Genomic DNA, 14642 nt, shown 5'->3' on the forward strand with positions numbered 1-14642 from the left:
CGGTCCGCAAAGAGGAATTTTGTGAGGTTCTGGTCTCGCAGCAAGGCGCTATCGATCGCCCCACCCGCGCTTATCATTTTAGCGGGCGTGACGGCGACGGGCTTCGCCTATTGGCCGGGGTTGATGACATGGGACGCGGTCCGCCAATATGATCAGGCGATAAGCGGCGCGTTCGACGATTGGCACCCGCCGGTGATGGAATGGTTGTGGCGGCAACTGATCCCGCTCCACGCCGGGCCTGCCCCCATGCTCCTGCTTCAGCTGACACTCTTCTGGGGTGGCCTGGCACTGCTTGCCGGATGGGCACTGCGCGAGCGGCGGCATGGACTCGCAGTGGCACTGGCAGCGTGTGGATTGCTGCCGATCGCGCTCGCACTGACCGGTGCAGTGCTAAAGGACTGCCTGATGGCCGGCGCGTTGCTGTCCGCCACCGGCCTGCTGGCGTGGCAAACGCATGGGCAAACATATGGACGTCGGCCCGCAGCGCGGGTCATGATCCCGACACTGGCCATCATCTTGCTGATCCTGGCGGCGACGTTGCGCTTCAACGCCTTTCTCGCCGGGGTCCCGATCATCGTCGCGCTGATGCCGGCGGCGGCGCGGCGCGGCTTGTTGCGGGTCGCTGGCACCTCGACAATCGCGGCGATCGTTCTGATCTTCGCGCTGCCCGTCGCCAACCGGCTAATCGGCGCGCAGTCGAGCGGCGTCGAGATGTCGCTGGTCATCTTCGATCTCGGCGGCATTACCGAACATAGCGGCGTGGATGCTTTTCCTCCGCTGGCGGTGGCCGACCCGGTGTCGGTCAATCATCAATGCTATTCGCCGGTCAAATGGGACCCCTATTCCTGGTGGGTCGACGAGCCCTGCGCGATCGGCTTCGCCGATGCGCGCGCCGCAATCGCTGCGCGGCATGAAAGCCCCTACGCGTTTCTCGCCAGGGCGATCCTGAAGCATCCGGTGGCTTATGCGGAGCACCGTCTTGCGCATTTCAATATCAACACGCGTTTCCTGGTCCATGACGAGATCGAGCGGCCGGTGCAGGTCGAGTCCGCCCCCAATGACTGGGGCTATCGCGTGCCCCCAAACGCGCTCCTCTCAGCGATCGACGGCGTTGCCCTGGCCAGCGCGCATACACCGCTGGACTGGCCAATCGTATGGCTGGCGCTGGCGTTCGGCGTGCTGACGATCGCGGGCAACCTGCCGTCTCGCGGTATCGTCATCCCGGTCGCGCTGTCGGCCCTGCTCTACGGTCTGGGCTATAGCGTGTTCAGCGTCGCGGCAGAGCTTCGCTATCATCTATGGACGATGCTCGCGACGGCCATCGCACTGGCGATCACTGCCGCCGATCTGATGCGCGAGAATAGCGGCGTGTCGCGTCAGCGGCTGTTCTGGGGGTTCACCCCCGCCATGACCGTCACCGCGCTATGCATCGGTTGGCGGTTGATCCCGGGCCTGTAACGCGAACGAGGCGCGGAAGCTCTCGCCTCCACGCCCCGCGTGATGCTTGAGATTTGTCGCCCCGATTACTCGGCAGCGACGGTGCCCTTGGCCGGGCGCGTATCGCGGCGCTCGGCGATACGTGCCGACTTGCCGGTGCGGCCACGCAGATAATAGAGCTTCGCGCGACGGACGGCGCCCTTGCGCACCACCTCGATCGAATCGATGTTCGGCGAATAGAGCGGGAAAACGCGCTCGACGCCTTCACCGAACGAAATCTTGCGCACGGTGAAGTTCGAACCCATGCCCTTGTTCGAACGCGCGATGCACACGCCTTCGTAATTCTGCACGCGGGTGCGCTCGCCTTCGACCACCTTCACGCCGACCTTCAGCGTGTCGCCGGGGCGGAATTCCGGGATCTTCTTGTTCTCGAGAAACTTGGCGATGTTCTCGGCTTCGATCGTCTGGATGAGATTCATCTCATTCGTCCTTCGTCTTCGCGTGCGCGCCAGAGGGCGACTGAACCCGAGCGCCGATATGGCGCTCCCAAAGGTCCGGCCGCCTTAGCCGTGTTTCGGTCTCGGCCATCGACTTTCGCCAGGCCGCGATCCTCGCATGATCCCCCGATCGCAGCACTTCGGGGATCGTGCGCCCTTCCCACATCGGTGGTCGGGTGTAATGCGGGTATTCGAGCAGCCCCGTTTCGAAGCTCTCGTCCACACCGCTGGAAGCCGCGCCCATTACGCCGGGAAGCAGCCGAATGCAAGCGTCGAGCAACACCAGCGCGCCCATCTCTCCGCCCGACAGGATATAGTCACCGATCGACACTTCCTCGACACCGCGTGCCTCGAAGATGCGTTCGTCGAATCCTTCGAACCGGCCGCATAAAATCGTAACCCCAGGGCCGTCGGCGAGTTGCCGTACACGCGCCTGAGTCAGCGGCGCGCCGCGCGGCGTCATCGCGAGCACGGGTCGATCCCCGGGTACGCTATCGATTGCCGCCGCCAGCACATCGACGCGCAACACCATCCCGGCCCCGCCGCCGGCTGGTGTGTCGTCGACCGTGCGGTGCCGATCGATCGCAAAGTCGCGGATATTGACTGCGTCGAGCGACCATTTGCCTTCGTTCAGCGCGCGCCCGGCAAGAGAAATACCGAGCGGCCCGGGAAACATCTCGGGGTAGAGCGTTAAGACGGTGGCGGCGAAGGACATGACTCTCCTTCCCGCAATGGTTACGCGAAGGCAAGGACGAGCAATTGGACGTACAGGACGACTGCATCATCATCGGTGCCGGCCCCGCCGGCCTGACCGCCGCGATCTATCTTGCGCGTTTCCATCTATCGATCCGGCTGTTCGATTGCGGCAGCAGCCGGGCCGCGCTGATCCCGCGCACGCATAATCATGCGGGGTATCCCGGTGGAATCAAAGGAACGGACCTGCTCGCGTTGATGCTCGAACAAGCAGAAAGTTTCGGGGCGCGGCGTGAAATGGCCGAGGTGACGGCGATCATGCCGATCGACGACGGCTTCGAAGTGCAGGTCGAGGGAGCGACCTTCCGGGCGCGCAGCGTGTTGCTGGCGACGGGCGTCGTCAACAACCGGCCGGACATGCCGTGCGAAGAGCATGACGACGCATTGGCGAGCGGATTACTGCGTTACTGCCCGATCTGTGACGGGTATGAAGTGACCGACAAGCGCGTCGGCGTGATCGGCACCGGTGATCATGGCATGCGCGAGGCTTTGTTCCTGCGCGGCTTTACCAGCGACATCACGCTGATCGCGCCGGGTGCCGCGCATGATCTGGATGCGGCGTGTCGCGCCAAGCTCGATGCGGCGGGGATCGCGCACGTCGATGGTCCGTGCAGGCCGATCCAGATTCGCGATGGTCGGATCGTCGTGACCACGCCAAGCGGCGAACTGGATTTCGCCAGCATCTACCCCGCGCTCGGGTCTAAAATTCGCTCGGGCCTGGCGGTGGCGGCTGGTGCGCGCGCGTCGGAGGATGGTTGTCTCGAGGTCGATGCGCATCAGCGCACAACTGTCCCCGGCCTGTTCGCGGCAGGTGATGTGGTGAAGGGCCTCGACCAGATCAGCAATGCGATGGGCCAAGCCGGCGTCGCCGCGACCAGCATCCGCAATCTGCTCGACGAGCAGCAATCGATCAGGCGGTGAGACGGCCGCTGCGGAGCGCCTCGGCCCAATCGCCGCGCCCTTCACGCGCCGCCTTGGCCGCAGCCGCTTCATGATCATACTCGACCGCGACGAACTCAAGTCGGCCGTTTTCGATAATCGCGTAGCGAGCTCGGGGATCGCCGACTTCCACACGATACGGCCAGGGCCGGTCATCGTCGAACGCTTGCAGCCCGACGCTGCCGGGGTTTGCCACGATTCGTCCGTCACCAAGCGCAACAATGCGCGGAAGATGGGTGTGGCCACAAAGGACGATCGCCTCATGCCGATCTCCGGCACGTCCAGCGATCTCCGCGCCGGTTGCCTCGCGCATACCAGTCGGCTCAACCGTGTGCAGGAAATGTTCGAGGTCGCTGACCGGCGTGCCGTGGCACATGAAGATGTCGGGCGAATATTCCAGCACCGGCGGCTGTGCGGCGATCCATGCCAGATGCCGTTCGTCGAGCACGTCGCGCGCATGACTGTCGCTGGCGCCCATCCGCGCCCGATCGAGGGTCAGCAATTGACGTTCATGGTTGCCCGCAATCGTCGGCCAGTCCTTGCACATCAGACGCTCGGCGGTTTCGACCGGCCACAGTGGACCGGACAGAGTATCGCCAAGGTTGAGAAAAGCGTCGCAACCCCTTGCCTGCGCATCGGCGATCACCGCGTCCAGCGCGAGCACATTGCCGTGGATGTCGGACAGCACGGCAATGCGGGTCATGAGATAAAGTCGTCCGCCACGACCAGGCGCTCGCCATCCCATTCGGGCACTGCGTCGGCATTCATCGGAACCATGAAGCGCTTGCCCGTGTCGCGCTCGATCTCGATCACATCGCCGGCGCCGAAATCGTCAATCGCCACGACCTTGCCGAGCACGTCGCCACCGACCGAAAACGCCGGCAGGCCGAGCAGGTCGGCATGGTAATATTCGCCCTCAGCGAGCGGCGGTAATGCCGAGCGCGGCACGGTCAGTTCAGTGCCGCGCATCGCCTCGGCGGCGTTGCGATCGGTCACTTCGGCGATGCGCGCGATCGTGCCGTTGCTGCCGTGGCGCGTCGATTTGAGCGTCAGCGCGCCGTCATTGAAGCTTTTGTACGGCGTCAGGTCCTCGGCGAAGACCTTCAGCCGCACTTCCCCCGTCACGCCATGCGCGCCGATGACGACGGCAAGCGTGACGGGGCGGGCGGTCGACATCAGCCCTCGGCAGGCTTCTGTGCGGATTCGCCTTCGACGGCGTCGACGCTGTCGCCTGCATCGCTGTTCGGCGTTGCTTCATTGGCTTCGGCGGCAGGTGCTTCTTCAGCGGCAGGCGCTTCTTCAGCAGCAGGTGCCTCTTCGGCGGCCGGCGCTTCGACGGCTGGCGTCTCTTCGGCGGTCGCTTCGACCACGGCTTCGGCTTCGGGTGTCGGCTCTTCGGTCGCGGCTTCGACCTCAGCGGCTACGACAGCTTCCGCTTCCTCATTACTGTCCGCGACGGGAGCTGCTTCGGGCTCAGGCTCGGGAGCCGGCGCAGGGGCGGCGGCCGCTGCTGCTGCGGCTTCCTCGGCCTCGGCTGCCTTGGTCGCACGCTCTTCGGCGCGCTCATTGGCCTTGTCGCCGGGCTTGCCCTTGTTCGGGTTGTTGCGCGCGGTGCGCTCACGCACGCCGGCAACGTCCAGGAAGCGCGCGACGCGGTCGGTCGGCTGCGCGCCGACGCTCAGCCAATGCTTGGCGCGGTCGGTGTCGAGCTTGACGCGCTCGGGCGAATCCTTGGCGAGCAGCGGGTTATAGGTGCCGAGCTTTTCGATGAAGCGGCCGTCACGCGGGCTGCGCGCGTCGGCAACGATGATCTTGTAATAAGGACGCTTCTTGGAGCCGCCACGCGACAGACGAATGCTGAGTGCCATTGTAGTTATCTTCCTTGAGTGATCTGAAAATGATCTGGGTTGAGAGGATTATTTCTTGTTGAGCAGATTTTCGAAACCGGGGGGCAGTTTGGCCTGACCGCCGCCAAGACCGGGGAGCCCGCCCCCGCCGGCGCCGCCAAGCATGTCGCCAAGCCCCTTGCCGCCAAGTGCGTTGCCGAGGCCACCCATGCCGCCCTTGCCAAGCATGGCCGCCATACCGCGCATGCCGCCCATCTTGCGGATCTTCTTCATCGCAGTGGACATTTCGAGGTGCATTTTCAGCAGCTTGTTGACGTCCTGCACGGTCGTACCGCTGCCCTTGGCGATGCGGATCTTGCGCTTGGCGTTGATCACGTCGGGCTTGGAACGTTCCTTCTGCGTCATCGACGTGATCATCGCGTCCATGCGCAGCAGAATGCGCTCGTCGACCGCGCCGGAGGCCATCGCCGCCTGCGCCTTCTTCATGCCGGGGATCATCCCGGCGAGCGCGCCGAGACCGCCCATGCGGCGCATCTGGGCGAGCTGGTTGCGCAGATCGTCCATGTCGAACTGGCCCTTGGCCAGTTTCGCCGCCATCTTCTCGGCGTCTTCCTGCTGGATGACCTCCGCCGCGCGCTCGACCAGGCCGACCACGTCGCCCATGCCGAGAATGCGGCCGGCAACCCGGCTCGGGTGAAACGCCTCGAGCGCATCGAGCTTTTCGCCCATGCCGGCGAACTTGATCGGCTTGCCGGTGACGGCGCGCATCGACAGCGCCGCACCACCGCGCGCATCGCCGTCCATGCGGGTCAGTACCACGCCGGTCAGCGGGACCTGATCCGAGAAGCTCTTCGCGACATTGACCGCGTCCTGGCCGGTCAGCGCATCGACGACGAGCAGGATTTCGGCGGGCCTGGCGACATCGGCGACGGCGCGCATCTCGTCCATCAGCGCCTGGTCGACATGGAGACGACCCGCGGTATCGAGCATCAGGACGTCATAGCCCTGCAGCTTCGCCGCCTGCAGCGCACGCCGCGCAATATCGACCGGCTGCTGACCCTGCACGATCGGCAGGGTCGCGACTTCGGCCTGAGTGCCCAGCGTGGCGAGCTGTTCCTGCGCGTTCGGGCGATTAACGTCGAGCGACGCCATCAGCACTTTTTTGCGATCGCGGCCCGCCAGGCGCTTGGCGATCTTTGCCGTGGTCGTGGTCTTGCCCGAACCCTGCAAGCCGACCATCATGATCACGGCCGGCGGCGTGACGCCCAGTTCGAGCTCAGCGGACTCGGAGCCGAGCATCTCGACCAGCGCGTCGTTGACGATCTTGACGACCTGCTGGCCCGGCGTGACCGAGCGCAACACGTTCTGGCCGATCGCGAGTTCGGTCACCTTATCGACGAAATCGCGCGCGACAGGCAGCGCGACATCGGCTTCGAGCAGCGCGACACGGACTTCGCGCATCGCTGCGCGCACGTCCGCTTCGGTCAGCGCACCGCGCCCCCGCAGTCGATCGAACACACCGCCAAGACGGTCGCTCAGGCTTTCAAACATCAACAAACTCCGTTGCCGATCGCGGCTATCCCCGTGAAACGCAAGAAACGCCGGCGGACGAAACCTCGTCAGCCAGCGTATGACCGTCCTGTGGTGGACGGTGCCCCTGCGTTCTTGCGGGAACGCGCCGGCCTATAAGCGGCAAAGCACGCAAAGGCAATATACTCTCGATCGGATGTCCCTGGGAGCCGGCTTAACGTCTTCTACACCCGATCCATGAGATCAAGGGCATCAACAGGATCGTGGGGCGGACCGGCATGGCGCTGGATACAAACGAAGACATCATCCAACAGCCGATTACGGCCAAGCGCGAGTTGCTGAGCGGAGCGATCACGGTTGCCGCGATCCTGCTGTTCGTCGGCACTGGCAGCGCCGTGCTCTCAAGCACGCTCAGGCAATATCTCGCCGGCGGGGCGGGGAGCGACCAGACTCTAGTCATCGCCCTGCTGCTCAACGTGGCGCTGATTCTGTTCGGCTGGCGCCGCCACCGCGAGCTCAGCATCGAAGTCACGATCCGCGCCGCGGCCGAGGAGCGCGCGCAGCAATTGGCGTCGAAAGACCCGCTGACCGGCTTCCTCAATCGCCGCAGCCTGGCGGAAGAGGGCGCCGCCATGTTCGTGCGCGCCGAACGCCGCAACAAGGCGATGGCGATGCTGATGCTCGACCTCGACCATTTCAAGACCGTCAACGACATGCATGGCCATGCTACCGGCGATGCGTTGCTGCGTCAGGTCGCGGTCGAGATCGCCGCGGCGATGCCGTCGATCTCGCTCACCGCGCGCTTTGGCGGCGATGAATTCGCCTGCGCCTTTCTGTTCGATCCGGCGCATCCCGACACGGTCGAGCGGATCGCGGAGAAACTGATCAGCCGCCTCGCCCAGCCCTTCCATGCCGAGGGTCTGCAGCTGCATATCAGCGCCTCGGTCGGCGTGGCGCGATCCGATTTCGATTGCGCCAGCATCGACGCGCTGATGCGATCGGCCGACATCGCAATGTATGCGGCGAAGAATTCGGGTCGCAATCGTTTCGCCTGGTTCGACCTGTCGATGGAGCGCGAACTGCAGGCGCGCAACGAGCTCGAAAGTGGTCTGCGCGCGGCCATTCCGCGGCTTGAGATCGTGCCATATTTCGAACAGCAGATCGACCTGACCACCGGCCGTCTCGGTGGGTTCGAAGTGCTGGCGCGCTGGGAACATCCGACGCGCGGCCTGATCGTGCCTGACAAATTCATTCCGATCGCCGAGGAAACCGGCATGATCGCCGAACTGTCGCTGTCGATCATGCGCCAGGCGTTCGTCGCCGCGAAGGACTGGGATCCCAGTCTTTCACTGTCGGTCAATATCTCACCCTGGCAGCTCAAGGACGCCTGGCTGGCGCAGAAGATCATCAAGGTGCTGACCGAAACGGGATTCCCCGCGAGCCGGCTGGAGATCGAGATCACCGAAAGCTCATTGTTCGACAATCTCGCGCTTGCACAATCGATCGTCGGGTCACTGAAGAACCAGGGCATCCGCCTGGCGCTCGACGATTTCGGCACCGGCTATTCGTCGCTTGCCCATCTGCGCGCATTGCCGTTCGACCGGATCAAGATCGACAAGAGCTTCGTCATGTCGATCAACGACAATTCGGAAAGCGCGGCGATCGTTAACGCGATCACGCGATTGGGCGACAGCCTCAACCTGCCGATCACCGCCGAAGGCATCGAAGATGCGTCGATCGAGGAACGGCTGCGCGCGCTGGGCTGCTCGAAGGGGCAAGGTTATCTTTATGGCCGGCCGCTGAGTGTTGCCAATGTCCGGCGCCTGCTCGCCGAAAAACGGCTGTTGCGGCAGCCGCTGCCAATTGCGGAACCCCAGTCGAGCGATGCTACCAGCCGGCGTCTGGCTGGCTGAGATAGTCGAGTTCCTCGGGCGTCGAGTCGCGCCCGAGCGCCGCATTGCGTGACGGGAAGCGGCCGAAACGCTCGATCACTTCGGCATGCTCACGGGCAAATTTGACGTTTTCCGCGTTACCGAGTCGTTCGAACCAGGCCACGCTCTTTGCCTGTGTCGCGCGATTTTCGGCGTGCATCATCGGCATGTAGAGAAACGCGCGGCGTTCGACGGGCAGCCTGTCGTCCCACGCGAGGATGATGGCCCGCTCCGTCAGTTTCAGCGCCAGCGGGTCGGCCGCGAACGCCGCGGCGGTACCGCGGTGGATATTGCGCGAGAATTGATCGAGCAGAATCACCGCAGCGAGCAAGTTATCCGGATCGTCACGCCAGCCGGCCGCCATGGTAAACAGGACATGATCGCGCACCGCGCCGAAGCGCTCCGTGATCATGCGATCGAGCGCCTCATCCTTGGCATACCATTTGTCGGGCGGCACTTCGTCGAACCAGAAGTGCAACACGGCACTGGCCTTTTCATGGACTTCGTCCGGCTTCGCACCTAGATCACCGCTCATGCCCTATCTCCCGGCCACGATCATGGCTGACCCCGACATTATCAGCATGGGCTGCCGGTTGAACATCGCTGAAAGCGAAACGATCCGCGCGCTGGTCGCCGGCCGCGACATGGTGGTGGTCAATAGCTGTGCCGTGACCAACGCCGCGGTGCGCCAGACGCGCAGCGCGATCCGCCGCGCCCGGCGCGACCGGCCCGGCGCGCAGATCGTCGTGACGGGGTGCGCTGCGCAAATTGACCCCGCGGGATTCGCCGCCATGCCCGAGGTCGACCGGGTGATCGGCAATGCCGAAAAGCTCACGGCGCTAGCCTGGGATGCCCCTGATCCGGTGGTGGTCGGCGACATCATGCAAGTGCGCGAAACCGCCCCTCACCTCGCCGCCGCCTTTGCCGCCCATGCCCGCGCTTTTGTCGAGGTGCAGAATGGCTGCGATCATCGCTGCACCTTTTGCGCAATCCCCTTGGCGCGGGGCAACAGCCGTTCGGTGCCGGCAGGCGCGGTGATCGACCGGATCGCGGGACTGGTCGATGCCGGGCATCGCGAGGTCGTGCTGACGGGAGTCGACTTGACCAGCTATGGTCCCGACCTTCCCGGCGCGCCGAGCCTGGGCATGCTGGTCGAACGCATCCTGCGCCATGTGCCGGCGCTCGCACGCCTACGCCTGTCCTCGCTCGATTCGATCGAGATCGACGACCGCTTGTTCGAGTTGATCATCAGCGAAGCGCGGATCATGCCGCATGTCCATCTGTCCTTTCAGGCTGGCGACGACATGATCCTGAAGCGGATGAAGCGCCGTCATGACCGTGCGCAATCGGTGGCGGTGGTACAGCGGCTCAAGGCGGTGCGGCCGGAGATCGCGATCGGTGCCGACCTGATCGCGGGTTTCCCGACCGAGACCGACGCCATGTTCGCTAACACGCTGGCGCTGATCGACGATTGCGAAATCGTCCATGCGCATATCTTTCCCTATTCGCCGCGTGCCGGCACACCGGCGGCAAAGATGCCGCAAGTCGCGCCTGAGCTACGCAAGGCACGCGCGGCATTGCTGCGGGAGGCGGGCGAGCGGCGGAGGCTGATGTGGTTAGAGAGTCTGATCGGGACCAGTCAGGCAGTCCTTATCGAACGCCCGGGTGACCGCGGTCACGCACCGAACTTCGCCGAAGTGCGTTTCCCCCTGCCCACATCTCCCATTGTTGGGAGCGTTGCCTCGATCCTTATTACCACTACCGATGGCAAGACATTGACCGGAATTCCCGCATGAGCACGACACCCAGCTGGCACGACAAATTGCTCGGCGGCTTCAAACGCACGTCCGACCGGTTGCTTGGCAATCTCGCCGGGCTCGGCGCGGCGCGGCTCGATGATGCGACGCTCGATGATATCGAGGAGGCGCTGATCGCGTCCGACCTGGGGCCGGAAACATCGGCGCGGATTCGCGCGCGGCTCGCCGAAGGACAATATGAGCGCAATATGGAGGAGCTGGGTATCCGCCTGGTCGTCGCCGAAGAGATCGAGAAAGTGCTGGCCAAGGTCGCCAAACCGCTCGAGATCGAGGCGTTCCCGCGCCCGCAGGTAATCCTGGTGATCGGCGTCAACGGATCGGGCAAGACCACCACCATCGCCAAGCTCGCCCATCTGCTGATGGAGCAGGATTATGGTGTGATGCTTGCCGCCGGCGACACGTTCCGCGCCGCCGCGATCGGCCAGCTCGCGACCTGGGCCGAGCGGGTCGGCGTGCCGATCATCAGCGGCAAGGAAGGCGGCGATGCGGCGGGGATCGTCTATGAGGCAGTCAAGCAAGCGACCGCGACCGGCATCGACGTGCTGATCGTCGATACCGCCGGGCGCTTGCAGAACAAGCGCGAATTGATGGATGAGCTGTCCAAGATCCGCCGCGTGCTCGGCCGGCTCAATCCGGCCGCGCCGCATGATGTGGTGCTGGTCCTCGACGCGACCACCGGGCAGAATGCGCTCAACCAGATCGAGGTTTTCCAGAAGGATGCCGGTGTCACCGGCCTGGTGATGACCAAGCTCGACGGCACCGCCCGCGGCGGCGTGCTGGTCGCGGCGGCGGAAAAATATGGCTTGCCGATCCATGCGATCGGTGTCGGCGAGAGCATGGGCGATCTGCGCCCGTTCGATGCGAACGAGGTTGCGCGGATCATCGCCGGTGTGGAAGGAGCGGTGAAATGACCAGTTCAACCCGTCCGCCGATCGGCGCCGGCCTGCGCCTCGCGATCGATATCGGGCCGCTCGCCGTCTTCTTCCTCGTCAACATGCTGGCCGGCGGCCTCGCCCTGACCAAACTGCTCGCCGCGACCGCCGCGTTCATGGTGGCAAGCGTCATCGCGATGATCGTATCGCGCGTGAAGACCGGGCATATCTCCCCGATGCTGTGGATCTCCGGCACGCTGGTGCTCGTGTTCGGCAGCCTGACGCTCTATTTCCACGACGGCACCTTCATCAAGATGAAGCCGACCTTCGTTTATTCGATGTTCGCGGCGATCCTGGCATTTGGCCTCGCGACGGGACGTCCGTTGCTGCAGCAATTGCTCGATACCGCCTATCCTGGCGTCGACGCGGCGGGTTGGCGGCAATTGACGATCAACTGGGCGCTGTTCTTTGTGTTCATGGCGGTGCTGAACGAGAGCGTGTGGCGCTATACCGCGCCGCTCAGCACCGACGATCCCGCTTTCTGGGCCGGGTTCAAGCTATGGGGTGCGGTGCCGCTGACGCTGATCTTCGCCTTTGCGAACGTGCCGATGCTGATGAAGCACGGCCTGAAGGTCGGCGAGGACGACACGCCACCGATACCGCCCGAGGGTTGAGCGCTTCCGGCAAGGCCTTAGCGTTTGCGGTGTTGTTTTCGACAGCAAGAAAGAGCGCGTCGGTGTAGCCCGACAACGGATGGCATGCCGGATTCAGCGCGGTGGTTGAATCGCCGCCGGTGACAAGGCTGTAGGATGAGGGATGAGCGACGAGAGATATGGGACACCGGTTGTGTCATATGCCTGAGGCCCCGTACGCTCGTTGGACTTCGCATAATATCATTACATAACAGATATTTGATCTGATACTGGTTCGTCGCGAGAAACGAAAAGGGCCCCGGTTTCCCGAGGCCCCCACCGTGTCGATGGCTGGTCGGATCAGCCGACAGCCGCGTCGTAACGCTTGCCGGCTTCGTCCCAATTCACCACGTCCCACCAAGCCTTGAGATAGGCGGCGCGATCGTTGCGGTAGGTCAGGTAATAAGCGTGCTCCCACACGTCATTGCCGAGGATCGGCGTGCCCTTGTCCTTGGCGTCGTCCATCAGGGGATTGTCCTGGTTGGGAGTCGAGGTGACCTTGAGCGCGCCCGAACTGTCGGCGATGACCCAGGCCCAGCCTGAACCGAACTGACCTGCACCCTTGGTGTTGAACTCTTCCTTGAGCTTGTCGAGGCCGCCAAAGGCTTCGATCGCCGCGGCGAGCTTGCCGGACGGCGTGCCACCGCCCGGCGTCATGATCTTCCAGAAGAAGTCATGATTCCAGAAGCCACCGCCATTGTTGCGCACCAGCGGCGGCTGGGTCGAGATCACGGCGAGGATTTCCTCGATCGTCTTGCCGGCGAGCGACGGGTCCTTCTCGACGCCTTCGTTGAGCTTGTCGGTATAGGCCTTGTGATGCTTGTCGTGATGGAACTTCATCGTCTCTTCGTTGATGGTCGGCTCCAGCGCGTCATAGGCGTAGGGCAGCGGGGGTAGTTCGAAGGCCATGTGAAGCTCCATCTCTTTAGTGTCGGTCACCAAACGCCTGTCGGGCGACCTGGTTCAGCCGGGTGGTGCGAATTCGTTACAGGTGGCAAACGATCCCGCCAACCCCGACGATCGGTCGATCGTCGACCCAGGGCCGAGATGGGGAGCAGAGCGAGGCGAACAAGACCGCGTTCGCGGAAAAGCGTGCGACCCGCGTATTTGGATCGCCGACACATCCTCCCACACTAATCGTCGCGACTCTGTCCCGCGGAAATCAGGCCATGGCGCTTGAGTGCATGGCGAAGCTGATCGTAACTGAGGCCCAGCCCTTCGGCCGTCGCACGCTGATTGAAGCGGTGTTCGGCCAAAGCCTTGGCGAGCAGATCGCGTTCGAAGCGGGCGATGCGCGATTTGAAATCGGATCCGCTCTCGGCGGCAGCCCCGCCGACGGTCACCGGCGACAAATCACTTGCGTGATCCTCAGCCACATGAGCCGGTGCGGCGACCGGCCGGGCAACGCTCGCCGGTTGATAAGGCGAATGGAACGGGTCGAATTCGATCGTCTCGATCGCGCCGCCCAGTTCCCAGCGGTAGACCGCGCGTTCGACCACGTTGCGTAGTTCGCGCACATTGCCGGGCCATTGATAATCGACCAGCGCGTCGATCGCTTGTGGACCGAAGCCGGACCATTCATCGCGGCCCATCTCCGCCGCCATGCGCCGGCCGAAATGATCCGCCAGCACCATCACGTCGCCCGGCCGCGCGCGGAGCGGCGGCAGCGTCACCACCTCAAAGCTCAGCCGATCGAGCAGATCAGCACGGAACTGGTGGCGCTCGACCTTTTCCGGCAGATGTTCATTGGTCGCCGCGACGATGCGAACGTCGACACGCAACGGCCGTGAAGACCCGATCCGGGTGATTTCGCCATATTCGACTGCACGCAACAAACGTTCCTGTGCGCCCATCGACAAGGTGCCGAGCTCGTCAAGGAACAAGGTGCCGCCATCGGCTTCCTCGAAGCGTCCCACCCGCGCCTTGGTCGCACCGGTGAAGGCACCGGCCTCATGTCCGAACAATTCGGCTTCGATCAGCGTCTCGGGCAGCGCGGCACAATTCATGATCACGAGCGGCTGATCCCAGCGCGGGCTCAATCGGTGAAGGCGTTCGGCGACGAGTTCCTTGCCAGTGCCGCGTTCGCCGATCACCAGCACCGGCCGGTCCAGTGCCGCGGCCCGGCTGGCGCGCTCCAGCACATCGAGAAACTCGGTCGACTGGCCAATGACCTGTGTGGTGCGATCCATGCCCAACGCTTGGCGTAAATTCCCAAGGCTTGGCAAGATGGAAAATACCAAGCTGAACGAAATGACAGGAAAATGGCTGATTTGCGTCAATTTTCAAATTGGCACGGGTCCTGCAATACCTTCAGCAACCGCCGATGA

14 protein-coding genes and 1 pseudogene are annotated in these 14642 nt (G+C 63.8%); 6 read left to right on the forward strand and 9 right to left on the reverse strand.

Annotated elements, in window-relative coordinates; all coding sequences use genetic code 11:
- Positions 1 to 21 precede the first annotated feature (21 nt).
- A complete protein-coding gene (locus G4G27_RS08560; RefSeq protein ID WP_183112934.1) occupies positions 22 to 1458 on the forward strand; it encodes a hypothetical protein in 1437 nt (478 codons plus the stop codon).
- A 65-nt stretch (positions 1459 to 1523) separates the two neighbouring features.
- On the opposite strand, the gene rplS is transcribed toward G4G27_RS08560, so the two are convergent.
- Both rplS and trmD read right to left on the reverse strand, forming a co-directional pair.
- Entirely contained in the window at positions 1524 to 1916 is a 393-nt protein-coding gene (gene rplS, locus G4G27_RS08565; RefSeq protein WP_034158471.1) for a 50S ribosomal protein L19, read from the reverse strand.
- Position 1917: 1 nt separating this feature from the next.
- Complete coding sequence (trmD, locus tag G4G27_RS08570) at positions 1918 to 2649, reverse strand: tRNA (guanosine(37)-N1)-methyltransferase TrmD (protein WP_183112935.1); 732 nt, start codon at positions 2647 to 2649, stop codon at positions 1918 to 1920.
- Between the two features lie 44 nt (positions 2650 to 2693).
- Between trmD and G4G27_RS08575 the strand changes: the two genes are divergently transcribed.
- On the forward strand, positions 2694 to 3608 hold the full coding sequence (locus G4G27_RS08575) for an NAD(P)/FAD-dependent oxidoreductase (protein WP_183112936.1): 915 nt from the start codon (positions 2694 to 2696) through the stop codon (positions 3606 to 3608).
- Here G4G27_RS08575 and G4G27_RS08580 read toward each other — a convergent pair.
- The 4 genes and pseudogenes from G4G27_RS08580 to ffh all read right to left on the reverse strand — a co-directional run bounded on the left by G4G27_RS08580 (position 3598) and on the right by ffh (position 7024).
- Positions 3598 to 4329: a metallophosphoesterase family protein gene (locus G4G27_RS08580; RefSeq protein WP_183112937.1), complete on the reverse strand. Its 732-nt coding sequence runs from the start codon at positions 4327 to 4329 to the stop codon at positions 3598 to 3600. The genes G4G27_RS08575 and G4G27_RS08580 overlap by 11 nt on opposite strands.
- The gene (gene rimM / locus G4G27_RS08585) at positions 4326 to 4802 is read right to left on the reverse strand and encodes a ribosome maturation factor RimM (protein ID WP_183112938.1); all 477 of its coding nucleotides are present in this window, start codon (positions 4800 to 4802) and stop codon (positions 4326 to 4328) included. Before rimM ends, G4G27_RS08580 begins: the two co-directional genes overlap by 4 nt.
- A gap of 200 nt (positions 4803 to 5002) precedes the next feature.
- Positions 5003 to 5494, reverse strand: a pseudogene (gene rpsP, locus G4G27_RS08590) (30S ribosomal protein S16); the annotation flags it as partial.
- Between the two features lie 48 nt (positions 5495 to 5542).
- Positions 5543 to 7024, reverse strand: coding sequence for a signal recognition particle protein (gene ffh, locus G4G27_RS08595; RefSeq protein WP_183112940.1), 1482 nt, complete (start codon positions 7022 to 7024; stop codon positions 5543 to 5545).
- A gap of 257 nt (positions 7025 to 7281) precedes the next feature.
- Here ffh and G4G27_RS08600 point away from each other — a divergent pair, with 257 nt between their 5' ends.
- Positions 7282 to 8916 carry an EAL domain-containing protein gene (locus tag G4G27_RS08600; RefSeq protein ID WP_183112941.1) on the forward strand — a complete coding sequence of 545 codons (1635 nt, stop codon included), beginning with the start codon at positions 7282 to 7284 and terminating at the stop codon, positions 8914 to 8916.
- Here the strand turns inward: G4G27_RS08600 and G4G27_RS08605 are convergent.
- Positions 8891 to 9469, reverse strand: coding sequence for a DUF924 family protein (locus G4G27_RS08605; protein WP_183112942.1), 579 nt, complete (start codon positions 9467 to 9469; stop codon positions 8891 to 8893). The genes G4G27_RS08600 and G4G27_RS08605 overlap by 26 nt on opposite strands.
- Before the next feature lie 22 nt (positions 9470 to 9491).
- On the opposite strand from G4G27_RS08605, the gene mtaB reads away from it, so the two are divergent.
- From mtaB to G4G27_RS08620, 3 genes are read left to right on the forward strand one after another with little or no spacing between them, the layout of a single operon-like run.
- The gene (mtaB, locus tag G4G27_RS08610) at positions 9492 to 10730 is read left to right on the forward strand and encodes a tRNA (N(6)-L-threonylcarbamoyladenosine(37)-C(2))-methylthiotransferase MtaB (RefSeq protein ID WP_183113701.1); all 1239 of its coding nucleotides are present in this window, start codon (positions 9492 to 9494) and stop codon (positions 10728 to 10730) included.
- Positions 10727 to 11662, forward strand: a complete 936-nt coding sequence (gene ftsY, locus G4G27_RS08615) for a signal recognition particle-docking protein FtsY (protein ID WP_183112943.1) — start codon at positions 10727 to 10729, stop codon at positions 11660 to 11662. The genes mtaB and ftsY overlap by 4 nt, the downstream gene beginning before the upstream one ends.
- Positions 11659 to 12297 carry a septation protein A gene (locus G4G27_RS08620; RefSeq protein WP_183112944.1) on the forward strand — a complete coding sequence of 213 codons (639 nt, stop codon included), beginning with the start codon at positions 11659 to 11661 and terminating at the stop codon, positions 12295 to 12297. The genes ftsY and G4G27_RS08620 overlap by 4 nt, the downstream gene beginning before the upstream one ends.
- Before the next feature lie 318 nt (positions 12298 to 12615).
- Here G4G27_RS08620 and G4G27_RS08625 read toward each other — a convergent pair whose 3' ends face one another.
- Complete coding sequence (locus G4G27_RS08625; protein ID WP_183112945.1) at positions 12616 to 13224, reverse strand: superoxide dismutase; 609 nt, start codon at positions 13222 to 13224, stop codon at positions 12616 to 12618.
- Between the two features lie 224 nt (positions 13225 to 13448).
- Positions 13449 to 14504 (reverse strand): phage shock protein operon transcriptional activator, encoded by a 1056-nt coding sequence (pspF, locus tag G4G27_RS08630; RefSeq protein WP_183112946.1) that lies wholly within the window; start codon positions 14502 to 14504, stop codon positions 13449 to 13451.
- Positions 14505 to 14642: the final 138 nt, after the last annotated feature.

It is taken from the genome of Sphingomonas sp. So64.6b (genome assembly GCF_014171475.1).
GTDB classification, from domain to species: domain Bacteria; phylum Pseudomonadota; class Alphaproteobacteria; order Sphingomonadales; family Sphingomonadaceae; genus Sphingomonas; species Sphingomonas alpina_A.

What these genes read in the sequence shown, in the direction of transcription:
- rplS (WP_034158471.1), bottom strand. Translation starts at nt 1,916, where the DNA reads ATGAATCTCATCCAGACGATCGAAGCCGAGAACATCGCCAAGTTTCTC.
- trmD (WP_183112935.1), bottom strand. Translation starts at nt 2,649, where the DNA reads ATGTCCTTCGCCGCCACCGTCTTAACGCTCTACCCCGAGATGTTTCCC.
- G4G27_RS08580 (WP_183112937.1), bottom strand. Translation starts at nt 4,329, where the DNA reads ATGACCCGCATTGCCGTGCTGTCCGACATCCACGGCAATGTGCTCGCG.
- rimM (WP_183112938.1), bottom strand. Translation starts at nt 4,802, where the DNA reads ATGTCGACCGCCCGCCCCGTCACGCTTGCCGTCGTCATCGGCGCGCAT.
- ffh (WP_183112940.1), bottom strand. Translation starts at nt 7,024, where the DNA reads ATGTTTGAAAGCCTGAGCGACCGTCTTGGCGGTGTGTTCGATCGACTG.
- G4G27_RS08600 (WP_183112941.1), top strand. Translation starts at nt 7,282, where the DNA reads ATGGCGCTGGATACAAACGAAGACATCATCCAACAGCCGATTACGGCC.
- G4G27_RS08605 (WP_183112942.1), bottom strand. Translation starts at nt 9,469, where the DNA reads ATGAGCGGTGATCTAGGTGCGAAGCCGGACGAAGTCCATGAAAAGGCC.
- mtaB (WP_183113701.1), top strand. Translation starts at nt 9,492, where the DNA reads ATGGCTGACCCCGACATTATCAGCATGGGCTGCCGGTTGAACATCGCT.
- ftsY (WP_183112943.1), top strand. Translation starts at nt 10,727, where the DNA reads ATGAGCACGACACCCAGCTGGCACGACAAATTGCTCGGCGGCTTCAAA.
- G4G27_RS08620 (WP_183112944.1), top strand. Translation starts at nt 11,659, where the DNA reads ATGACCAGTTCAACCCGTCCGCCGATCGGCGCCGGCCTGCGCCTCGCG.
- G4G27_RS08625 (WP_183112945.1), bottom strand. Translation starts at nt 13,224, where the DNA reads ATGGCCTTCGAACTACCCCCGCTGCCCTACGCCTATGACGCGCTGGAG.
- pspF (WP_183112946.1), bottom strand. Translation starts at nt 14,504, where the DNA reads ATGGATCGCACCACACAGGTCATTGGCCAGTCGACCGAGTTTCTCGAT.